Annotated in this window: 19 protein-coding genes; 12 read left to right on the top strand and 7 right to left on the bottom strand. The window is 70.4% G+C overall.

Features of this window, described 5'->3' with window-relative positions:
- Window positions 1-46: 46 nt before the first annotated feature.
- The 11 genes from AB0J58_RS08580 to AB0J58_RS08530 are packed head-to-tail and all read left to right on the top strand — an operon-like array spanning window position 47 to window position 9491.
- Window positions 47-559 carry a cupin domain-containing protein gene (locus AB0J58_RS08580; protein WP_364212092.1) on the top strand — a complete coding sequence of 171 codons (513 nt, stop codon included), beginning with the start codon at window positions 47-49 and terminating at the stop codon, window positions 557-559.
- A gap of 34 nt (window positions 560-593) precedes the next feature.
- Window positions 594-1550: a PDR/VanB family oxidoreductase gene (locus AB0J58_RS08575; protein WP_364212089.1), complete on the top strand. Its 957-nt coding sequence runs from the start codon at window positions 594-596 to the stop codon at window positions 1548-1550.
- Between the two features lie 47 nt (window positions 1551-1597).
- Window positions 1598-1819: a recombinase-like helix-turn-helix domain-containing protein gene (locus AB0J58_RS08570; RefSeq protein WP_364212086.1), complete on the top strand. Its 222-nt coding sequence runs from the start codon at window positions 1598-1600 to the stop codon at window positions 1817-1819.
- Window positions 1820-1824: 5 nt separating this feature from the next.
- Window positions 1825-2877 carry an aromatic ring-hydroxylating dioxygenase subunit alpha gene (locus AB0J58_RS08565; RefSeq protein WP_364212083.1) on the top strand — a complete coding sequence of 351 codons (1053 nt, stop codon included), beginning with the start codon at window positions 1825-1827 and terminating at the stop codon, window positions 2875-2877.
- Window positions 2874-3875: a VOC family protein gene (locus AB0J58_RS08560; protein WP_364212080.1), complete on the top strand. Its 1002-nt coding sequence runs from the start codon at window positions 2874-2876 to the stop codon at window positions 3873-3875. The genes AB0J58_RS08565 and AB0J58_RS08560 overlap by 4 nt, the downstream gene beginning before the upstream one ends.
- Window positions 3872-4654, top strand: a complete 783-nt coding sequence (locus tag AB0J58_RS08555; protein ID WP_364212077.1) for an aspartate dehydrogenase domain-containing protein — start codon at window positions 3872-3874, stop codon at window positions 4652-4654. The genes AB0J58_RS08560 and AB0J58_RS08555 overlap by 4 nt, the downstream gene beginning before the upstream one ends.
- Window positions 4651-5463, top strand: a complete 813-nt coding sequence (locus tag AB0J58_RS08550) for an alpha/beta fold hydrolase (RefSeq protein WP_364212074.1) — start codon at window positions 4651-4653, stop codon at window positions 5461-5463. Before AB0J58_RS08555 ends, AB0J58_RS08550 begins: the two co-directional genes overlap by 4 nt.
- Complete coding sequence (locus tag AB0J58_RS08545; protein ID WP_364212072.1) at window positions 5460-6230, top strand: 3-oxoacyl-ACP reductase family protein; 771 nt, start codon at window positions 5460-5462, stop codon at window positions 6228-6230. Before AB0J58_RS08550 ends, AB0J58_RS08545 begins: the two co-directional genes overlap by 4 nt.
- Window positions 6231-6268: 38 nt before the next feature.
- On the top strand, window positions 6269-7057 hold the full coding sequence (locus AB0J58_RS08540; RefSeq protein ID WP_364212069.1) for an SDR family oxidoreductase: 789 nt from the start codon (window positions 6269-6271) through the stop codon (window positions 7055-7057).
- Between the two features lie 47 nt (window positions 7058-7104).
- Window positions 7105-8799, top strand: coding sequence for a thiamine pyrophosphate-binding protein (locus AB0J58_RS08535; RefSeq protein ID WP_364212066.1), 1695 nt, complete (start codon window positions 7105-7107; stop codon window positions 8797-8799).
- A gap of 20 nt (window positions 8800-8819) precedes the next feature.
- On the top strand, window positions 8820-9491 hold the full coding sequence (locus AB0J58_RS08530; protein WP_364212063.1) for a dienelactone hydrolase family protein: 672 nt from the start codon (window positions 8820-8822) through the stop codon (window positions 9489-9491).
- Window positions 9492-9727: 236 nt separating this feature from the next.
- Here AB0J58_RS08530 and AB0J58_RS08525 read toward each other — a convergent pair whose 3' ends face one another.
- From AB0J58_RS08525 to AB0J58_RS08495, 7 genes are all read right to left on the bottom strand, one after another.
- Window positions 9728-11614 carry an RICIN domain-containing protein gene (locus AB0J58_RS08525; RefSeq protein WP_364212060.1) on the bottom strand — a complete coding sequence of 629 codons (1887 nt, stop codon included), beginning with the start codon at window positions 11612-11614 and terminating at the stop codon, window positions 9728-9730.
- Between the two features lie 92 nt (window positions 11615-11706).
- Complete coding sequence (locus tag AB0J58_RS08520) at window positions 11707-13164, bottom strand: family 43 glycosylhydrolase (protein WP_364212057.1); 1458 nt, start codon at window positions 13162-13164, stop codon at window positions 11707-11709.
- Between the two features lie 394 nt (window positions 13165-13558).
- The gene (locus AB0J58_RS08515) at window positions 13559-13984 is read right to left on the bottom strand and encodes a hypothetical protein (RefSeq protein ID WP_364212055.1); all 426 of its coding nucleotides are present in this window, start codon (window positions 13982-13984) and stop codon (window positions 13559-13561) included.
- Window positions 13985-14569: 585 nt separating this feature from the next.
- Window positions 14570-15244, bottom strand: a complete 675-nt coding sequence (locus AB0J58_RS08510) for a YoaK family protein (RefSeq protein ID WP_364212052.1) — start codon at window positions 15242-15244, stop codon at window positions 14570-14572.
- Between the two features lie 448 nt (window positions 15245-15692).
- Window positions 15693-16268, bottom strand: a complete 576-nt coding sequence (locus tag AB0J58_RS08505) for a histidine phosphatase family protein (RefSeq protein ID WP_364212049.1) — start codon at window positions 16266-16268, stop codon at window positions 15693-15695.
- Window positions 16269-16676: 408 nt separating this feature from the next.
- A complete protein-coding gene (locus tag AB0J58_RS08500) occupies window positions 16677-18932 on the bottom strand; it encodes a family 2 encapsulin nanocompartment cargo protein terpene cyclase (RefSeq protein WP_364212046.1) in 2256 nt (751 codons plus the stop codon).
- 148 nt (window positions 18933-19080) lie between these two features.
- Entirely contained in the window at window positions 19081-19302 is a 222-nt protein-coding gene (locus AB0J58_RS08495; protein ID WP_364212043.1) for a hypothetical protein, read from the bottom strand.
- Between the two features lie 176 nt (window positions 19303-19478).
- Between AB0J58_RS08495 and AB0J58_RS08490 the strand changes: the two genes are divergently transcribed.
- Window positions 19479-21368, top strand: a complete 1890-nt coding sequence (locus tag AB0J58_RS08490) for an N-6 DNA methylase (RefSeq protein ID WP_364212040.1) — start codon at window positions 19479-19481, stop codon at window positions 21366-21368.
- The last annotated feature ends 134 nt before the right edge of the window (window positions 21369-21502 follow it).

Here is a 21502-nt window from a genome sequence, read left to right as displayed (position 1 = left end):
CGTATATATATTAGAGCTAATAGACTTCGTTAGTCGAGGAGGCACCATGACCAGCACCCGGCATCCTGAGCTCGAAACGCTGATCGACTCGTGCATCGCCAGCAAGCAGTCCCGTCACGAGGACTGGGACACACTCGGCTTCCAGTCCAAGGCGGGCGACGAGTTCCGCCGGGCGCAGATCCGCTACATCGGGTCCGGTGCCACCGGCAACCACGAGAACGACAACCGGATCCTGAAGGCCGAGCACTTCACCTTCTCCAACATGCTCCTCCCGGTCGGCGGGGTCGGCCCCGAGCACACCCACCACGACGTGGAGGAGGTCTTCTACATCCTGGAGGGCGAGCTTGAGGTGACCGTCCACGACGTGGAGGACGGCACCCGCACCGCGACCCGGAACCTCGGCTACCGCGACCTCATCCGGGTGCCCGCCGGAGTCCCCCGCAGCCTGCGCAACGCCGGCACCACCGACGCGCTGTTCTGCGTGATCATCGGCTCGCCGAAGCCGCAGCTGCCCACCTACCCCGCCACCTCGCCGATGCATGGGCTCACCCGCGACTGAGTCGCGCCGGCCCGTATGTACTTCAGGAGAACCCATGCGTGAGACGCCGTTCACGCTGCGCCTCGAATCGATGACCTGGCTGGTCGAGGGCGTGGTCGAACTGCGGCTGGTACGACCGGACGGTGGGACGTTGCCGGACTGGGAGGCCGGCGCGCACATCACCCTCTCGCTGCCGAACGGTGAGAGCAGGTCGTACTCGCTCTGCGGCCCGCATGACGACTCCCGGGCCTGGACCGTGGCGGTGCACAGGTCCCCCTCCTCCCGGGGAGGCAGCACCTTCATCCACGACAGTCTCCGCGTCGGCACCCGGATCGAGGTGACCGGACCGTTCCACACCTTCGAGCTGGAGGCGGCACCCCGGTACCTGTTCGTCGCGGGCGGGATCGGCATCACTCCCATCAAGGCGATGGCCGAGCGGCTGTGCGAGGGCGACTCCCCCTGGGAGCTGCTCTACTGCGGTCGGTCACGAGGCACGATGGCGTACCTCGACACAGTCACCGCCTGGGGACCGCAGCACGTCCGGCTGCACGCCGACGACGAGCACGGCGGCCCTGCGGACCTGGCGGCCCTGCTCGCCGATCAGCCGTCCGACACGCTGATCTACTGCTGCGGGCCCGAGGCGATGCTGGCCGCCGTCGAGGCGGCCGCACCCGATCCCTCCCGAGTACGGGTGGAACGTTTCCGCCCGCCCGAGCCGGCGGAGCCGGCCAACGACGTCCGGCCCGCGTTCGACGTGGTGTGCGCCGGATCCGGTCTGCGCGTTCCGGTCACGCCGGACGTCTCCATCCTGGATGCCCTGAAGCAGGCCGGTGTCGACGTGCCGAACTCCTGCCGGGAAGGGATCTGCGGCAGTTGCGAGACCAAGGTGATCCAGGGAGTCCCGGACCACCGCGACTTCGTGCTGACCGACTCGGAGCGCACCGAGAACGCCTCAATCCTGGTCTGCGTGTCCCGCGCGCACTCCGCGGAACTCGTGCTCGACCTTCCCTGAACACCCTGTGGCATCCCATGTCACCCCATGTCACCTCAGGAGGAGACGTGTCGCTGTACGTCGAACCCCACCAGGCCCGCACGCGGCCACCGAACAGCTACGAGAGGGCGATGGCCGCCGAGTTGGAGGCCTCGTTCGGCCGCCAGGTGCACGATCTGCCGGGCCTGGTGACGGCGCTCAACGCGGGCGGCCTGCGTCCGGCGAGCGGCGCGGACTGGACCGAGGAGTCGCTGACGGCGGAGCTGGCCCGCCTCGGCGAAGGGGAGTGATGACAATGGGCCGTTTCGACACCGTTCAGGACCTGCTGACGTGGGGGCTGCGCGACCACTGGTATGCCCTGTGCCCCTCCGGGTTCGTCGCCAAGGGCCAGCTCGTCCGGCTGGAGCGCGCCGGGGAGAGCCTGCTGCTCTGGCGCGACTCCTCCGGAACGATCCACGTGCAGAGCGACCGCTGCCCGCACCGCAACGCGCCGCTGTCCAAGGGCGTGCACATGGGAGACCGGGTCGCCTGCAACTACCACGGCGTCCAGGTCGACGCCGAGGGCACCGTCGTCTCGGTTCCCGGCAGCCCCGGCTGCGCCCTTGAGGGTCGCCGGGCGGTGCGGACCTTCCCCGCGCAGGAGAAGGCGGGCGCCATCTTCGCCTGGATGGCCGAGTCCGACGCCGCTCCGACGCCACTGGTCCTTCCCGAGCAGATCGACTCCGAGCCGTGGGCGAACTTCCTGTGCTACACCGAGTGGGAGGCCCCCTACTCGTACTCGCTCGACAACCTCATGGACCCCATGCACGGGGCTTTCCTGCACCGCGAGTCGCACACCATGTACGCGGGCAAGCGTGAGGCGGCCTTCCAGATCCGCGACACCGACACCGGCTTCGTCTTTGAGAAGACCGACCAGCACAGTGTCAACTTCGACTGGTCGGAGTGGCTGGACATCGGTCTCAACGCGGTGCGGCTCGACATCCCCTACCCGCCCACCGCCGGCCCGGGTGGTCCCTTCGCCATCATCGCGACCGCCACCCCCATCAGCCCGACCCAGCACGCCGCGTTCTTCTGGCGGTGCCGGAAGGTGCAGGGCTGGGAGCGGGACGCCTGGCGCTTCCTGTACCGCACCACGCTGGAGGCACGGCACTGGGCGGTCCTGGAGCAGGACCGGGAGATGCTGGAGTCGATGCCCGCAGACGCCTGGGAGGGCGAGGGCCTCTACCAGCACGACATCGCGATCGTCCGGGTGCGCAGGCTGCTCCGCCAGAAGGCCGAACGCTACCTGCGGGAGCAGACCGCCACAACCGGTGAGCCGGCCCGGCAGATTCCGGCGGCGGCCCGGTGAGCCTCCACCCTCAGCCGGTCGAAGGCACCGTCAAGGGTGACCTCGCCCGCTACCCGGCCCCCGCCGAACCGGTGGTCAGGCTCCGCGCGCTCCGTTCGGTGAGCCTGCGCTCCACCGCGGTCGACGAATGCGTCGACTTCTACTCCGAGGCCTGGGGCCTGCGGCCGACGGAGCGCGACCGCGACGCCGCCTGGCTGCGGGGCACCGGGGCGGAGCACCACATCCTCCAGCTGGTCGGCGCCGACGAGAGCGGGCTGGACAAGATCGCGTTCGCGGTCGCCACGCCTCGCGAGATCGACGAGGCGGCACACCGGCTCCGGCTGCTGACCATACCGCTGATCACCGAACCCGGCCCGCTCGACCAGGTCGGCGGCGGCTACGGCCTGCGCTTCCTCGACCCCGAGGGCAGGCTCATCGAACTGTCCTGCGACACCTACTCGGTCACCCCGGACGACCCCGACGGGTTGCCCGCGGTGCCCCGGAAGCTGGCGCACGTCGTGCTGAACACGGTCGACATCGACGCCGCCTGCGCCTTCTACACCGCGGTGCTCGGGATGCGGATCTCCGACTGGTCGGAGCATCAGATGGCCTTCCTGCGCTGCAACGCCGACCACCACGTGATCGCCTTCAACCAGGCCGAGTGGAGCTCGATCAACCACGTCGCCTACGAGATGCCATCGATCGACCACTTCATGCGGGGCATCGGCAGGCTCCGGCACAACGGGGTCACCCCGCTGTGGGGACCGGGACGGCACGGGCCGGGGAACAACACCTTCGGCTACTTCGCAGACCCGGCCGGCCTGGTCTGCGAGTACACCTCGGAGGTCGAGCAGGTGGAGGAGGACGCCTGGCTGTGCCGCGTGTGGCGGCGTGTCCCGGAGCTGTCCGACCTGTGGGGCACCGCCGGCCCCCCGTCGAAGGACGTTCGCAGGCACATGGCGGGCGTACCCGACCTGGGCCACCTGTCGCGCGCCGGAAATACAGGGGTGCCCTCATGAAGGTGGCGGTGCTGGGCTGCGGCGCGATCGGAGGTGTGGTCGCCCGCGGCCTGAAGGCCGGCTCGATCGACGGTGCCACCCTCGTCGGCGTCGTCCACAACGGTGACCAGGATCCCCCTGACCTGCCCGTCCTCGACTTCGCCACGGCCGTCGAGCGTGCCGACCTGGTGGTGGAGTGCGCGGGACAGCGGGCGCTGGCCGAGCTGGGCACCGAGGTCGTGCGCACCGGCACGGACCTGCTGGTGGTCTCCATCGGCGCGTTCGCCACCCCCGGCCTGCCGGAGCGGCTGGAGTCCGCCGGCACCGGACGGGTCTACCTGTCCACCGGGGCGATCGGCGGGCTGGACCTGCTGCGGGCCGCCGCGCTGCTCGGCGGGCTGTCCCACGTCGGCATCACCACCGTCAAGCGGGCCGCCAGCCTGTCGCAGGACTGGATGTCCGAGGCCGAACGCGACCGGCTGCTGACGGCCACCGAACCGGTGGAGCTGATGCGGGGGCCGGCCCGGGACGTCACCACCCGGTTCCCCAAGTCCGCCAACGTGGCAGCCTCGGTCGCCCTGGCGGTCGGGGACTGGGACCTGGTGGAGGCGGCGGTGATCGGCGATCCTGACGCCACGCTCACCAGCCACATCATCGAGGCCAGGGGGCAGGCGGGCCAGTACCGGTTCGAGATCCGCAACGCGCCCTCGCCGCAGACCCCGACCACCAGCCAGATCACGGCCTACGCGGTGCTCCGTACCATCGCCGACCTGGCCGCCGGCACGGCGGTGTTCCGGTGACGGCCCTCCGGCGCGGTCCGGCGGGCATCGACGTCCGGATCCGCGGCGACGGATCCCCGGTCCTGCTGCTGCACGGCATCGGCGGCTCCTCGGAGTCGTTCGCCGCGCAGCTGACCGGCCTGGCCTCCGCACACCGGGTGATCGCCTGGGACGCACCGGGATACCGGGGCTCACCGAACCTCCCAGAGCCGGTCGCCCTCGCCGACTACGCGGACGCCGCCTTCGAGGTGCTCGACGGCCTGGGCGCGCGACCGGCACATGTGCTCGGCGTGTCCTGGGGCGGCGTGATCGCGACCAGCCTGGCCCTGCGCAGGCCCGAGGCGGTCCGCTCGCTGGTGCTGGCCGACTCCTCCCGGGGATCGGGTCGCACCGAGGCCTCTCGCACGGCCATGGCCCAGCGGGTGGCGAGCCTGGCCGAGCTCGGGCCGAGGGCGTTCGCCCGGCTCCGCGGGCCCGCCCTGGTGGCGCCGGGAGCCGATCCCGCCGTGACCGAGCAGGTGGTGGCGGGCATGTCCCGCCTCCGCCACGAGGGCTACGCGGCGGCGGCCACCTCCATGGCCTCCACCGACCACGGTGCCGACCTGCGGCGGATAGCCGTCCCCACCCTGGTGGTGGTCGGCGAGCATGACACGATCACGGGGGTCGCGGAGAGCGAGGAACTCGCTCGGGGCATCCCCGGCAGCGGGCTGACGACGATCGCCGACGCGGGCCACGCGGCCAACCAGGAACGCCCCGAGGAGTTCAACGCCGCGGTACTGCGGTTCCTGGCCGAGGTGGACGCGACCACTCAGACGGGAACGTGCCAATGAACGAGCAGCGAGACGGATTCACCCTGGACGGGCGGATCGTGGTGGTCACCGGCGCGGGCCGGGGACTGGGCCTGGCCATCGCGCGGGAGATCGGCCGGGCCGGCGCCGAGGTGGTGGTGGCCGAGCGCAACCCCGAATTCGCCGGGCGGGCGCTCGCCGAACTCACCGCCGAGGGCCTGCGAGCCCACCGCGTCGACACCGACGTCTCCGACGAGGAGTCGGTGGCCCGGCTGGCCGAGGCGGTGGCCGAGATCGGACCGCTGTGGGGCCTGGTCAACAACGCGGCGCTGGCCGACGGAGTCGGCGGACGCTATTTCCACGAGCTGGACCCGGCGGACTTCGACCGGATCATGAAGGTGAACCTGCGGGGCCCCTTCCTGGTCTCCAGGGCGCTTTATCCGGCGATGCGAGCCGCCGGTGACGGCCGGATCGTCAACATCACCTCCGACGTCGCCTTCTACGGCCCCCCGAGGCTGGTGCACTACGTCGCCTCCAAGGGCGGCCTGGTCTCCATGACGCGGGCGATGGCCCGCGACAGCGGCCCGGACGGCATCACGGTCAACGCCGTGGCCCCCGGGATCACCGAGACCGAGGCCACCCAGACGATCCCCGCCGAGCGCCACGAGCTGTTCCGGCTCAACCGCGCGCTGACCAGGGCGCAGCGGCCCGACGACGTGGTCGGGGCCGTGCGGTTCCTGCTGTCCGACGCGGCGGCCTATATCACCGGCCAGACGCTGCTGGTCGACGGCGGGTTCATCTGCCGCTAAACCGAGGACGACCTCGGATCAGGGAGGGGAAAAGAAGCATGGACCTCGATCTCACCGGACGCACCGTCATCGTCACCGGCGCGAGTTCAGGCGTCGGGCTGGCGACGGCCTCGATACTGCTCGCCGAGGGGGCCAACGTCGCCGCATGCGCCCGGGACGGCAGGCGGCTGGCCGACGCGCTGGCCAGGGCCGGCCGTGCCGACGGGGCGCGTCTGTTCACCGGCGCCTGCGACGTGCTGGACGCCGAGCAGGTCCAGTCCTTCGTCACGAGCGCGGCCGAGGAGCTGGGCGGTGTGGACGGGCTGGTGAACAACGCAGGACGCTCGCTGATGCGCCGGCTGCTGGAGACCGACGACCAGGAGTGGCGCGACGAGCTCGCCCTGAAGATGTTCGGGGTGCTCAACCCGGTACGTGCCGCGCTGCCCTGGCTCAGGGCCTCCCGCGCGGCGGCCGTGGTCAACGTCAACGCCATCCTGGCACGCCAGCCGGAGCCCCTGCTCGCGGCGACGTCGGCGGCCAGGGCCGCACTGCTCAACATGACGACCACACTCGCCACCGAGCTGGCCCCCGACGGCATCCGGGTCAACTCGGTCTGCCTGGGCCTGATCGACACCGGGCAGTGGCGTCGGCGCTACGAGGCCTCCGAGACCACTGACTCCTGGGTGGAGTGGTCCGCGAAGCTGGCTGCCTCACGGGGAATCCCGCTGGGCCGGCTGGGCAACGCCGAGGAGGTCGCCTACCCGATCGTCAGCCTGCTCTCGCCGCGTGCCTCCTACGTCAGCGGTGCCTCACTCGATGTGGGAGGCGGAATCGCGCGGTACGCGTGAGCCGCCTTTCACCATTCCGATCTCCCCGTCATCGAGAGGAAAGACCGTTGGTTCACCGTAATGGAGGAGACCTGCTGGTCGACGTGCTGCGTGATCATGGTGTGGACACCGTGTTCGGCGTCATCAGCGTGCACAACCTGCCCCTTGTCGAGGCACTGGACCGTGACCTGAGGTTCGTTCCCGTCCGGCACGAGGCGGCCGCGGTGAACGCGGCCGACGGCTACGCGCGGGCCACCGGCGGCCTCGGGGTCGCCGTGACGAGCACCGGCACGGGCGCGGGCAACGCCGCCGGCTCTCTGGTGGAGGCTCTCAGCGCGGGCAGCAGGGTGCTGCACATCACCGGACAGATCGACAGCGAGTATCTCGGCCAGGGCAGGGGGGTCATCCATGAGACCCCCGAGCAGCTGGCCATGCTCCGCGCGGTCTCCAAGCACGCCGCCGCGGTACCCTCGGCCGAGCTGGCGGAGGAGACACTGCGCACCGCCGTGGCCTTCGCCCTGTCCGCGCCGCAGGGACCGGCCAGCGTCGAGTGGCCGATCGACCTGCAGTACGCCAGGCAGCCGACCGGCGCGACCACGGCCGTTCCCGAGCCCCCGCCCGCCGGGTCCGTACCCACCGAACCTCTGCCCACCGAACCTCTGCCCACCGAACCTCTGCCCGCCGAGTCCGTGCGGGCGGTGGCGGCGATGGTCGCCGCCGCGCGGAGGCCGCTGATCTGGGCCGGCGGCGGAGCGCGTACGGCCCGCGCGCAGCTCCTCGAACTGGCCGAGCGGCTGGGTGCTCCGGTGCTCACCAGCAACGCCGGTCGGGGCGTCATCGACGAGGCCCACGAGCTGGTGGTCGGCAACTACGCGAGCAGCCCCCGGGCGGAGCCGCTGATCACCTCGGCCGACCTGCTGATCAGCGTGGGCACGCACTTCAGGTCCAACGAGACCCGGCAGTACCAGGTCCCGCTGCCGGCCGAGCACGTGCAGATCGACGTGGATCCGGCGGCGATCGGCCGTTCCTATCCGGCCAGTGCCGGACTGGTCGGCGACGCCGCGACTGTCCTGTCCGCGCTGCTCACCGAACTCACCGAGGCCGGCACAGCGGTCGGCAGCGAGCCTGGCTGGCGGGAGCAGGGCGTGGCGACCCGCGAAGCGGTCCGCGAGCACCAGCGGGCGGCGATCGGCTGCTACGCGGAGATCAACGACTCGTTGCGCAACCGGCTGGCGGAGTCGTCGGTCATCGCCCGCGACGTGACCGTGCCGTCCAGCACCTGGGGCAACCGCCTGCTGGAGATCCGCCACCCGAGCACCAACATCTTCCCGCTGGGCGGGGGCATCGGCCAGGGCCTGGCCATGGGCATCGGCGCCGCCGTCTCGCGGCCCGACGCGCCGACGGTGGTGATCGCCGGCGACGGTGGACTCGCCGTACACCTCGGGGAGCTGGGCACCCTCGCCCAGGAACGGCCCTGGCTGGTGCTGGTCGTGTTCAACGACGGCGGTTACGGGGTGCTGCGCAGCATGCAGGAGAGCCAGGGCAGGCAACCCTCCGCGGTGGACCTGTTCACTCCCGACTTCGGCGCGCTGGCCACCTCGTTCGCGATCCCGTACGCGCTGGTGCAGACGGTGGGGTCGTTCGACAAGGTCCTCGGCGAGGCCCTGGCCACCCGGGCTCCGTACCTGATCGAGGTGGACATGACGACACTGCCTCCGATGCCCACGCCGTTCGTCCCGCCGGTCCACGTGCCCCAGGTCTGATCATCTGCTCAGAGGAAGACATGTCACACCATCATGCGCACGGCTCGGCCAACCGGGGCAGGGTCGTGCTGCAGACCGCCGCTCCGCTCTTCGTCTGCGAACCGGCCGGTGAGCCGGTCGCGGGCGTGATCGTGCTGCACGACGTCTGGGGAATCACGCCACCGGTCGAGTCGAGGATGCGTGCCCTGAGCGGACGCGGATGGCTGACCGTGGCGCCCTACCTGTTCTACCGGTCCGGCGGCCCGGACTTCACCGCACAGGACCGAGCCCGCGCGGAGGCCGCGATGTCCGAGCCGAGCACCGAGGACCTGGCCGCGGACTTCGACGCGGCCCTGGACTACCTGGTGGAGAAGCGAGGTGTCCTCGCCGAGACGATCGCGGTGGTCGGCTTCGGCACGGGAGGCTATCTCGCCGCGTGGGCCGCCGGGCGGCACCGGCTCGCGGCGGGGGTGTCAATCGGGGGGGCGATCTCCGGGAACAGGTTCTGGCCGTCGACGGGGACACTACCGGACCTGGTCTCCACGACCCTCGGCCCCTGGATGAGCGCCCCCGAGACCGACAGCACGGGCGCGGAGCCGCGCGAGGCGGCGGCCGCGCAGTGGGGCGCCGCGATCGGCTTCCTGAAGGACCGGCTGCCCGACGGCGAGGGTACGGCGGCGAGCGCCAACGGATCGGTATCGCCAAGGTCCTGATGGCGCCCCCTCCCTGCTGCTGGTCGACGAGCCGACGGCCGCGCTGGACCGGGCCCCGCAGTCACGAGGTCGCGGGCCGGGTCGGCCCCGCCCGCTCATCGGTCTACCGGTACCTCCGCTCGCGGGCGCCGACGACAGGACCCCGGGATGTCCCGGGGCCTGTCGCGTCGTGCCCAAATGCTCGGCCGTGCGCACCCGCTGAGCCGGAACCGGGCCGGCCGTCGCCTACGGGACCGTCAGGTCGCCCGGAGGTGGAACCGCTGGCAGATGTTGTTCAGCCACGACCACTGCGCGATGTCGGTGCCGTCGGCGAGTCCGCAGCCGGCGAGGTCGAGTGCCTTGCCGCTGTGCCGTGCCAGGAACCTGACCGAGCCGTCGGCGAGCACCTCAAGGCGCCACTGGGCGTTGGTGCCGGAGCAGGCACCCTGCGCCACATCGGCGCCGTCGGCGGTGGAGGCCGCGTTCACGATCAGGCAGCCGCCGCTGTGGGCGGGTTGGATCCGCTGGTAGCCGTTGTCGGTGTGGGTGAAGGTCCACTTCTGGCAGGCGGTACCCAGCCAGGGCCACTGCCGGACGTTCGCGCCGTTGCCGGTCGAGCAGTCGGCGACGTCGAGCACCTTGCCGCTCTGCGCGCTGGCGACGGCGGCCGTGCCGACCGGCTGCAGCCGCCACTGCTGGCAGGTGTTGCCCAGCCAGGCCCACTGCCGGACGTTCGCGCCGTCGGCGGTGCCGCAGTCGGCGACGTCGAGCACCTTGCCGCTGCTACGGCTCTGCAGCCGTAGCCAGCCGTCGGTCGTGGTGATCGGCTGCCACTGCTGGCAGGTGTTGCCCAGCCAGGCCCACTGCCGGACGTTCGCGCCGTCGGCGGTGCCGCAGTCGGCGAGATCGAGCACCTTGTTGCTCTGCTTGTTGACCAGGCGGTGGTAGCCGTCGGCGGTGGAGTCCAGCACCCACTGGGCGGCGGAGCCGGCGCAGGAGTGCTGGGCGACGTTGGCGCCGTCGGCGCCGGAGCCACCGGTGGTGGCCAGGCACAGGCCGCTGTTGCGGTTGACGAGTGTGTACGCGGTCCCCTTCACCGCCGCAGTGAGCGGGCCGCGCTCACCGGAGGGCACCGGCAGGTCGACGGTGGTGGCGGCGGGCGTGCCGAAGTCGGGGGTGCCGTCCGCGTTCCAGGTGAACTTCTGCGCCCTGGTGGAGCGGGTGTTCCCGCACCCCTGGCCGGCGGAGGCGTTGCCGTGGTAGACGATCCAGTCCTCGGAGCCGTCCGGGGACTTGAAGAAGCCGTTGTGTCCGGGGCCGTACACGCCGTTGCCCTGCTGGAAGACCGGGTTGGCGGACTTGGTCCATGACGAGGCGCTGAGCGGGTCACCGCCGGTCAGCGTCAGCATGCCGAGCTTGTAGTCCGGGGTGTTGCAGGAGCTGGCCGAGTACACGATGAAGGTCTTCCCGCCCCGCTGCAGCACCTCCGGGCCCTCGTTGACCCGACCGCCCACGGTCTCCCAGCCGTAGGTGGGCCGGGAGATGAGCACCTTGGAGCCGGTGACGGCCCAGGGGTTGGTCATCCGCGCGATCCACATGCTCTGGTCCGCTCCCTGCCACTCCGACCAGAGCAGGTACAGCTGGCCGTTCAGCTGGAGGTAGGAGCCGTCGATGTTCCAGGTGCTCGGCATCGGCGAGCCCTTGAGGCTGTACGGTCCCAGCGGGTCGTCGCCGGCGCTCTCCAGCACGCTGAGGTGCTGGCGGTCGAGGGTGCCGCTCTGCCCGGAGGTGTACATCATGTACCAGCGGGTTCCGCTGGGGCCGTTGAGCCGGTGGAACTCGAACGCCCAGAAGTTGCAGCAGGCGCCGGCGGAGGTGTCCGACCAGACGTACTGCGGAGCGGCGGTGCGCAGGCCCGCCAGGGTCGGTGACTTGCGCATCACCAGCTGGGAGTTCCAGGTGGTGCTGGCCAGGTAGTAGTTGCCCTGGTGGTACTGCAGCCACGGATCGGCGCCGTCGGCCAGCAGCGGGTTGCGGAAAGTGGTCTCCCCCACCGCCTGGGCGGGCGCCGTGAGGGCGGCTATGCAGCTGAGACTGAGAAGAAGCGCGCAGATTGCGCCAATGATGCCCTTTTTTCGTGACATGGGGGCTCCTGGAAACGCTTCGGAATGGGTGTGGCGGGAGCAGCGGGCCGCCCGCATCGAGCATGGGCGGCCCTGGAAACCAGGCCGGCGGGTCACTCCAGGGTGAAGGTGGCGCCGGTGCGGAAGGCCGCCGAGCCGTCGTCGCGCTCCACCCACATCTGGAGGTCACGATGGCGCAGGTAGTAGCCGGGGAAGTTGACGGACTCCAGCGACACCGCCGAACCGTCGGCCAGGCCGGCCCGGCGGGTGAAGGTGGCGTCGGCACGGAAGGTCGCCGAGCCGTCGCCGCGCTCCACCCATGCCTGGAAGCCGCGATGGCGCAGGTGGTAACCGGGGAAGTTGACGGACTCCAGCGACACCGTTCCCCCGCCGCCCAGGCCCGGCACGATCCGGAACTGTGAGTCGGCCAGCGGTGAGACGTTCGCGTCGAGGCGGGCCCGGAACTCCCAGTGCCGGACGAAACGATCGGGCTGGTCGTAGGACCTCAGCCGCACCGGTGTGATCCCGTCGGGTACCGGGATGCCGAAGTCGGGGGTGCCGTCCGCGTTCCAGTACACCTTCTGGAGCCTGGTACGCCGGTTGGGATCGTTGAGCGGGTCGCCGGAGATGTCCCGGTAGTTGCGGTCGTGATAGACGAGGATGTCGCTCTGCCCGTCCTCGGAGACGGTGAAGGAGTTGTGACCCGGCCCGTACTGGCCGGTCGTGGCGTTGGTGGCGAACACCGGGTTCTGGCTCTTGGTCCAGGAGGAGGCGTTGAGCAGGTCGGCCGAGACCGAGGCGGTCAGCATGCCGAGGCAGTAGTTGGCGTCGGTGGCGCTGGCGGAGTAGGTGAGGAAGATCCGGCCGTTGCGCTGGATCACCGTCGGTCCTTCGGCGACCTTGTACCCGCGCGTCTCCCAGGCCAGCGTCGGCACGGTCAGCCGCGTCGTCGACCCGGTGATGGTCCACGGGTTGGCACCCATCCGGGCGATGTACAGGTTCGAGTTGGTGGCGATGCCGGGTTCCTGCTGCGCCCAGGTCAGGTACCGGACGCCGCCCGCGACGAACGTCGAGGCGTCCAGCGCGAAGGTGTCCCAGGGGGTGGCGATCCGGCCGCGTTCGGTCCAGGTGCCGGTCAGCGGGTTGGCGGCGCCGCTCTCCAGCACGTACATCCGGATCCGCCAGACGTCGTCGGCACGGCCGGCGGCGAAGTAGACGTACCACTTGCCGTTGATGAAGTGGATCTCCGGTGCCCAGATGTGGGCTCCCATCTCACCGCTTGTGTGCCTGCGCCAGATGACCGTCTCGGGCGCGGTGGACAGGCCCTGCAGGGTGGTGGCCCGGCGCAGCACGATGCGGTCGTACTCGGGAACGGTGGCGGTGAAGTAGTAGTAGCCGTCGGTGTGCCGGAAGATGTGGGGATCGGCTCGTTGCGTGGCCAGGGGGTTGGTGTACTGGACGGCCGGTGTGGCGTGGGCCGGGAGGGCTGTCAGCAGGGCGGCGATCAGGCTCAGCACGACCGTGGCGGTCAGCGCCGCCGGCCGCGACGGACGGCGCGGGAGCCTGTTCACCGGCTTCCCGCCTGCCAGATCGTCACGACGCCGACCGCCGCGCGGGGGGTGATGCGCAGCATGCTGGTAATCTCCTAACGTTATGTTAACGCTAACAAGAAACAGGTGACGGACCGCGAAAGTCATGAGGGGATTTCACGGAGGTTTCCGCCCAAAGCGTTAACGCAAACATTGCTGACGTCAAGAGCGGGCGTCGATTCCCCGCTGCGCTTCGCAGGGTGGTGAGAATCCGGGCCGCCACCGGCATCGGTCGCCAGGCCGTGATCAAGTGCGGCAGGCCGAGAAACGTCCCGAGCCGCAGAGCTCCGAAGCCAAGGGAAACGGGCCCGCCCTCGTGGCGAGGCCGGCCACCGCCGCCACCACCACCGCCACCGCCACCGCACAGGCGAGCGGGTCACTCCTCGGACCGAACCTCCCGGCCGGCGATTTTACCGGAAGCCGCGAGGAACGCGACCAGACCGACACCGAACAGGGCCGCGGGCAGCAACATCACCGCGCCCACGACCCACAGACCGCTGTCGTCCGACATCGCGGCGTCGATCGACCAGCACAGCCACATCACGCCCGCGACGCCGATCGTGCCGATCTTCGGGAGGCCGAGCCTGCCGGCCAGCACGGCGAGGATCCCCAGGCAGACCACCAGGCCGGCCACCTGCCACGGCTCATAGGGGCCGCTGAGACTCCCGTCCGGCTCGACGACCCGTTCCCGGTCCCAGCCCAGCCAGGCGAGGTGGTTCAGCAGAGACGCCACGGCCAGGGCCACCCCGATCCGAGCGGTGGCCACAGTGCCACGGGCAGGGGGCACGCCATCTGCTGCCACGCTCTCCACGCTTTCGTCGGCGACGGTCCCCCACAAACATATGCGCTGCCGCACCGCCGCGACCGGCCGAGCCGCTCCGGACACCTCGGGGTGACCCGGCGTCGCCGTAGCCGACACCGACCATGCCGTTCTGGCCGGATGTGACGGTCGTCAGAAAACACCGCGGAGATGATCAACGCCGTCGTCTATGCGGCTTCTCGCATGATTGAATCCGGATCGGACGAGCACGACGTACGCGCGCGGGCCGAGGAGCTCCTCCGCCCCTACCTGACGGAGGGTCCCCGGAAAATCGCTCCTCGGTGAAGACCTTCTGGTCCGTGACAGGTGGGTGACCACCTGTGTGGAGCACGTCCGCACCGGAAACCTGACGTATACGGACTCACCAGGTTCGCCACCAACCCGGGCACTCGCAGACGAGGTAGGCGTTCATCTCCCAGTCCTCCCTCAGGAAGCAGGAGTGAGGAGTGTCCGGCCGACCACCGGTGTCGTGGAGCACCGACCGCAGCGCGGCGTAAAGCTCGTTTTCCCCCCTCGCACGCTTCTTCGACCTGGGCTGTTTCCGCGACCGGTAAGACCGGTGACGGGTCAGCGGGCGCGTGCCGGTGACGTGCGCCAGGCGTAGAGCGCGGTTATCAGGGCCATCAGGACGGTCAACACCACCAGCGTGGCGTTGAACCCGAAGTGTCGCAGTAGCAGGACACCCACCCAGGCTCCGAGGACCAGCGAGACGATCTCTCCCGCGCGGCGGCGGGCCCGCGTGCGCCTTCTGGTGCCGAGCACCGAATCAGCCGCCAGGTTGGCCAACGTACCGGTCACCACGGTCGTGCTGATCTCTGGGATCTTGAGGCGGCGCACGACGGTGTTCCGTCCGCCCATGGCGACCCCCAGGGTGACGATCAGCGGGTAGCGGCCGACCTGGGTGGTGGGCAGCAGGAACGAGCCCACCGTGGTGACGGCGAAAAGGCTGGTCTCTATGATCATGGCGAGGATCATCCTGCGGCGGACGTTCGGCACCCGGTCGGTGAGCCGCCCGGCCAACCCTGCCCCGAGGAAGAAGCCCACCACGGCGATGACCGTCGCGACGAGTGGGAACTTGGACGGATCGCCCGCGGCGAAGCCCAGGATGAGCAGATTCCCCGTCATGTTCGCCATGAACACCTGGCCGATGCCGACGTAGCTGATCGCGTCCACGAGTCCGCTAATGACGGTCAGACCGGCCAGCGACACGTCCGATGGCCGGTCGTCCTTCACCTCCGGCATCGCGACCAGGGAAATCCGTGGGCGCCGGTGCCCCAGGTCACGGCGCTCCCCCGCGGCCGGACATGAACTCCCCTGGACGACATAGTCGAACCTCTCGTTGCCCGGTACCCGCGGTGGCTGCCTCTGAGCAGACACTCTCCACCAGAGGCGGAAGGGGAAGGTCATCCCAAAACTCGGGCTCGTCGGATTTTGGTCAGCATTTCGGATAATCGTGAGCGGCACTATCCGGTCATATGGATGTCCTTCATGAAATCTTTAGTACGGGCGGCGAAGAGAACCCTGCGATTGACCGATCGAATCCATCACGGCCACAGAGCATCGAGATCAAAAGATCACGAGGGAAGAACCGTCCTCCCATTCGTCCCTTTGTGAAACGTACGGCTTGTGAAACGTAAGGCGTCGGCTGTCACCTCTCTCAGCACCGCGCCGCCCGGTGAGCCTGACTCCGTCAGACCGGCGACGGCCCGTCAGGCCCGGTCGCGCGCAGCTGCCAGCGACCGTGGTGCGCGCTGAGCCGAACCCGGGCCAGCGGCGGGACGTCGACGCGCCAGAACGAGGCGGGAGGCGCGGCGAGCACGTTCACCAACGCGGCCCGGATGACCGCGGCGTGCGTCACGGCGACCGCGCGACCATGAAAGGATTCCCGCCACAGGCCCGCCAGCCAGTCACCGGTCCGCTCGATCAGATCCACGATCGACTCCCCGCCGTGCGGCCTGGCGGCGGGATCGGTGAGCCAGTCCTGGATTGCCTCGGGTTCGGCGGCCTGGACCTCGGCGAACTCGCGACCGCGCCAGCGCCCGTAGTCGCAGTCGCGAAGGGCGGGCTCGATCGACGGGTCCAGTCCGAGCTCCGCCGCGGTCTCCCTGGCCGCGGCGGCGGGGCTGCACCAAGCCGTCGCCGCGGACTCCACCCCGTTCCCTGCCGCCTGTCTGCCCCGTTCGGTGAGCGATTCGTCGGCCGGGAAGGACGCCCGGGAGACGGCGAAGGTGGGACCATGACAGACCAAGATCAAACGGATCGTCACGCGGCGACTCCCAATGGTGAGCAGGAATGACGCCTGCGGATGCCTCTGGTTTCCTTACGGCCCGTGACTCCGCCGCTCCCCGAAGGGAGCGGCTTCCCGCCAAGCCGCTTTCGCGGCCTCACGAATGGACGGAGCCGGACTCGCATCGTACGTTGTCATCGACCTGACTACGATGGCGCGCGGAATCGGTCGGTCCGATCCGACATGCCACCGTTAACGTACCGCTGCGGCCTTCTGAATTACCTCTGCGCGTCGCCGTAGCCCCCAACGATCGGGCACATGGCATTCATCACTCCACGGCACAGGCCGCCGTACTCGGCCGCCCCGGATCCCTCTCCGCGTAGTCCTCCCACGGGCGATCTCCGTGTTCCGCACCCATCCCGTGTCCGGTACCGAACACGAGACCCCTCAGACCTCCGACACCGCCCCTCGCCGCGAAGCCCCGGCGCTCAGCAACGCCCCGAGGTGAGCGGCCGCGGTGCCGAGCCCGGCGGGGGCGCCGAGAGGCCGGGCCGTGGCGGGCGGGTAGTGCAGCTCGGACTCGTCGTAACGGCGGGTCTTCATGTGCCAGAGCAGGACGCCCGCCATCCAGTCCTGCAGCTCCGTCACATATCCGTCGAGCGTCTTCCTGGCTTCCCCGTCGAGGTCGAAGTCGTCGTACAGCGCCGGGAGCTCGGTGGCGACGGTGTGCTCGAACTGCCGCATTCGAGACGTCATCAGGTCGTTGACGATGTGGACCGCCTGCCGCAGGTCGCAGTTGAGGAAGTCCTGGACGACCAGCACGCAGTTGTGCAGCTCGCCTTCGAACTGGATCTCCTTCTGGTAGGAGCAGAGGTCGTTGACCAGGCAGGCGTAGTCGGCGGCCGAGTCGTCCAGCCCGCGTATCGTCCGGGTGTGGTAGACCTCGGGCGGCACCGACTGGCCGTGGGCCAGCCGGGACAGGCTCATGGTGAGGTCGGAGCCGAAGGTCTTGCGGCGCATCTCGATGTAGTCGACCGGGTCGGGAACCCGGTTCTGGATGTGGTTGGCCAGCTCCCACAGCCAGCTCTCCGTCATGTCCTCGACGGCCCGGCGGAACCTGGCACGCGCGCTCTCCGTCATGGGGGGCGCCGTACGGAACCACAGGTCGGCCAGGCCGCGCTCGATCGGGTTGGCCGGCGGCGGGGTGGCGGAGAGGTCGAGCGGCATGAACGCCGACAGCCGCTCGTTGAACACCTTCGCGCCGAGCATGTCACGCCGGGGCCCGAACACCACCGGGAAGTAGTCGTCGGCGTAGGTCCCCCAGGTGAGCCAGAACGTCGAGATGTCCAGCTCGGGGCCGGGCGCGTCCGGGTTGATCGCCCCGGCGCAGACGGCGAAGTCGTAGCCGGCGAGCTTGTGCTCGGTCCAGACGGCCAGCCCGGGGAAGCCGGGTAGCTGCTCGAACATTCCCATCTCGCGCGCCCACTCCACCGCGTGGCGGCGGGCGCCGTCCAGGTTGGGGTTCATCCTGGCCGGGTACGGCATGTAGATCTCGGGCAGCGGCACCGGCCCCACCTTCCGCAGGGGGACGTGGGTGTGGCTCCTGATCCCACCCGGGCCGGTGATGCCGGGCGCCAGCCTGATGCGCGCCGCCGAGGTGCCCAGGCCGGTGGGACCGCCGAGGAGGGCCGGGGCGACCGTCGAGGTCTGCGAGGTCCCGTTCATGTAGCGGCTGGAGCGCATGTGCCACTCATGGCCACCCGACTGCCAGTCCTGGAGTCCCTTGACGTACGCCAGGACGTCGATGCGGGACTTGAGGTCCAGGCCGTGCTCCTCGAAGAGGGCCGGCAACTCGGTGAGGGCGGTGTTCTCGAACTGGTGCAGCCTGGAGGTGATCAGGTCGTTGACCGCGTCGGCCGCCTGCTGGGTGTCATAGCCCAGGAAGCGCTCGAAGACCAGCACCCCGTTGCTGAGCTCGCCCTCGTCGCCGACCTCCCGCTCGTAGGAGAACAGGTCGTTGCGCAGGTGCACCCCGTCGGAGAAGGTGTCCCTCAGCACGCGCATCGGCCGGCTGGCGGCGACGGCGGCCGGGACCTCCGCGCCCGCGGCGTGCTCCACCAGGTTGGCCGACCAGGGGGCGCCGCCGACCTTGCGCCGCATCTCGATGTACTCGATCGGGTTGGCGACGCGTCCGGCGTTGATGTTGGCGAGCTCCCAGAGGGACTCGTCGAGGAGGTTCTTTGTGCTCTCGACGAACCGGGCCCGCCAGTCGGCGGACATGGCCGGGATGGTCCGGGCCCACAGGTCGGCCAGGCCGCGCTCCACCGGGTTCTCCGGCTCGGGAGCGGGCCCGGTGGGGTGCACCGGCATGAAGGCCGCCAGCCGGTCGAGGTACGCCTTGGCCCCGGCCAGGTCACCGCTGCGCTTGAAGGTCTCCAGGAAGTGGTCGTCGAAGAAGAACACCCACACGTACCAGTCGGTGATGAGGTCGAGCTCACCGGCGGGCGCGTCGGGGTGGGTGTAGGCGCAGAGCAGGCCGTAGTCCATCGCCTCCAGCCTGTCCTCGTCCCAGATGCCGAGGTCGGGATCGAGGATGCCCATGTCGTGCGCCCAGGCCCTGGTGTGCTCGCGCGCGGTCTCCACGTGGGGGTTCAGCCTGGCCGGATACGGCAGGTAGAAGTCGGGGAGCTCGAAGGGTTGCATGTTCCGTCCTTCCGTATCCGACGTCGACGCGTCCGGGGGCGCCCTGGGCATCGGGCGTCAGGAGCACGGCGAATCGATGAGGCGACTCCTCTTTCCGGAAGCCACGACAGGCAGAACGTTACGCAATGACCACGGAGAGTGAAAGGGATTACCGAGAATACGCCATGGCACGGTCAGGACATCCGGTGCCCATCGACCAGTGCTCCCGGCGCCCCGGGCACGACGCGCCGGCCGCGAGGTCGCGGAGCTGGTCGGCGAACGCGAGCGCCTGTTCCGGTGTCATCCGGGGCTCGGTGCCGACGTAGAAGACCACGATGTCCCCGCTCGGGGACGTCGTGGCGGTGAACGGGAGAGACGGGTGGATAACCATGATGGGGTCATCCTTGCCTGCCCCACCGACAATTCGCAGGTCCTTTTCCGCCCGGCCCCCTCGTCACGTGAACCAAATACACGTACTCGATGCCGCCGATCGACGTCCGTCAACGCTGTGAGATAAGTTGTCGTCCACATGTCAAATGGGCTGACGTGGGAAAACGGAGGCTGGCGATGGCAGGGGACGAGGCGAGCGTCACCGCCGCCGACATCGCGCGGATAGCGGGCGTCGGCCGCGCGGCCGTGAGCAACTGGCGGCGACGGCACGAGGACTTCCCCGAGCCCGTGGGCGGAACGGCGACCAGCCCGACCTTCTCGCTCGGCGCCGTCGAGGCGTGGCTGCTCCAGCAGGGCAAGGTGGCCGAACTCCCGCTACGCGAGCGCGTCTGGCAGCAGGTCCGCGCCGCCGGCGACGACCTCAGGCTCGGCGAGGTCGTCGCCGAGGCCGCCGAGCTCCTGCTCGGCCAGGGCAGGCCCCACACCGTCCCGGCCCCCGCGTGGGAGCTGATCAGGCGGTACGCCGATGAGGAGGGCGGCCCCCAGGCCATCCGCTTCCTGCTGGACCGCTACGCCGACGTCCACTCGCGCCGCCTGGCCGAGACACCCGCCGAGATCGCGGACTTCATGGCCCAACTGGCGGGGCCCGGCGCGCGGTCCGTCCTCGACCCCGCCTGCGGCCTCGGCGTCCTCCTCGCCGCGGCGGCCCCGGGGCGGCGCGCGTACGGGCAGGAGTACGACGACTCCCTGGCCCGGCTGGCGCGGTCACGCCTGGCACTGGCCGGAGCGGGCGGCAGGGCGAAGGCGGGCGGCGCGCCGGAGAGCGGCGGCGAGGTCAGGGCGGGCGACTCGCTGCGCCATGACGCCTGGCCCGACCTGACCGTCGACGCCGTCGTGTGCCATCCTCCGTTCAACGAGCGCCACTGGGGATACGACGAGCTGACGAGCGACCCGCGCTGGGAGTACGGGCTGCCGCCCAAGATGGAGTCGGAGCTGGCCTGGGTCCAGCACGCGCTCGCCCACCTGGCGCCGGGCGGCGTCGCGGTGCTGCTGATGCCCGCGATCGCCGCCAACCGCCGCTCGGGCCGCCGCATCCGCAGCAACCTGCTGCGGCGCGGGACCCTGCGGGCCGTCATCGGCCTCCCCCCGAAGGTCGCGTCGGGTGGCACCGCGCTGCCCGTGCACATCTGGGTGCTGCGCAAGCCCACCGCCGACGACCGCACCCCCTCCCGCGTCCTGATGGCCGAGGCCGACCTGGGAAACCTCGACGCGGTGGCCGAGCGGTGGCGCGAGTTCCACGCGGACCCCGACCTCGACGTCGACAGGCCGGGCGAGAGCCGCACGGTCCCGATCATCGAGCTGGTCGACGAGGACGTCGACGTCACCCCGTCCCGGTATCTCGGCACCGAGGAACAGGTCTCCGCGGAGGGTTACCTGCTGCTCCGCGGGCGGCTGGCCGAGCGGCTCGGAAGACTGGCCACCCTCGTCCCCGAGGCCGTCCCCGGCACCGGCCAGGAGTTGCCGTCCGTCACACTGGCGGAACTGGAGCGGATCGGGGCGCTGGCCGTCTGGCAGACGGGGCGCTTCGAGATCGACGGCTCGGGCGATCCGGTGCTGACCGACCGGCACGTCCTGGACGGGGGCGCGGTGGAGACGCGCACCCGCCCCGAGGGCCGGATCAGGACCGAGCCCGGAGACGTGGTCGCCGCCATCGGGGCCGGCGGCCTGGCCACCCGGGTGATCGGGGAGCCCGGCCTGCTGCTCGGCCCCCGGCTCGTCCTGCTGCGCCCCGACCCCGACCGGCTGGACCCGTTCTTCCTCGCGGGCTTCGTCCGGGCGCTCTCCCCGGGCGCGACGACCGGCACCCAGTCCGGCTCCACCCGCTTCGACCCGCGCCGCGCCCAGGTGCCGCGCCTCTCGGTCGAGGAGCAGCGAAGGTACGGCGACGCCTTCCGCGGGATCTTCACCTTCGAGGCCGAACTCCGGGAACTGACCACCTCGGGCCAGACCGCCGCCACCGCCCTGACCCACGCCCTCGCCGCCGGAACCCTCGCTCCCCCGACCTGAGGTGTTCTTCCGTACGGGCGGCACGACCTGGCCCTGCCCGAAAAACGAAGACATCGACTTCTGTCGACAGCTGGATGTCGTCTGAGTGGCTGCGAGGTCGACACCGCCGCTTTAGGCTGGTGGCAGGAGCGGAG

The organism is Streptosporangium sp. NPDC049644 (assembly GCF_040675205.1).
Taxonomy (GTDB): domain Bacteria; phylum Actinomycetota; class Actinomycetes; order Streptosporangiales; family Streptosporangiaceae; genus Streptosporangium; species Streptosporangium fukuiense.
This window is presented reverse-complemented; position numbering and strand designations above follow the sequence as displayed.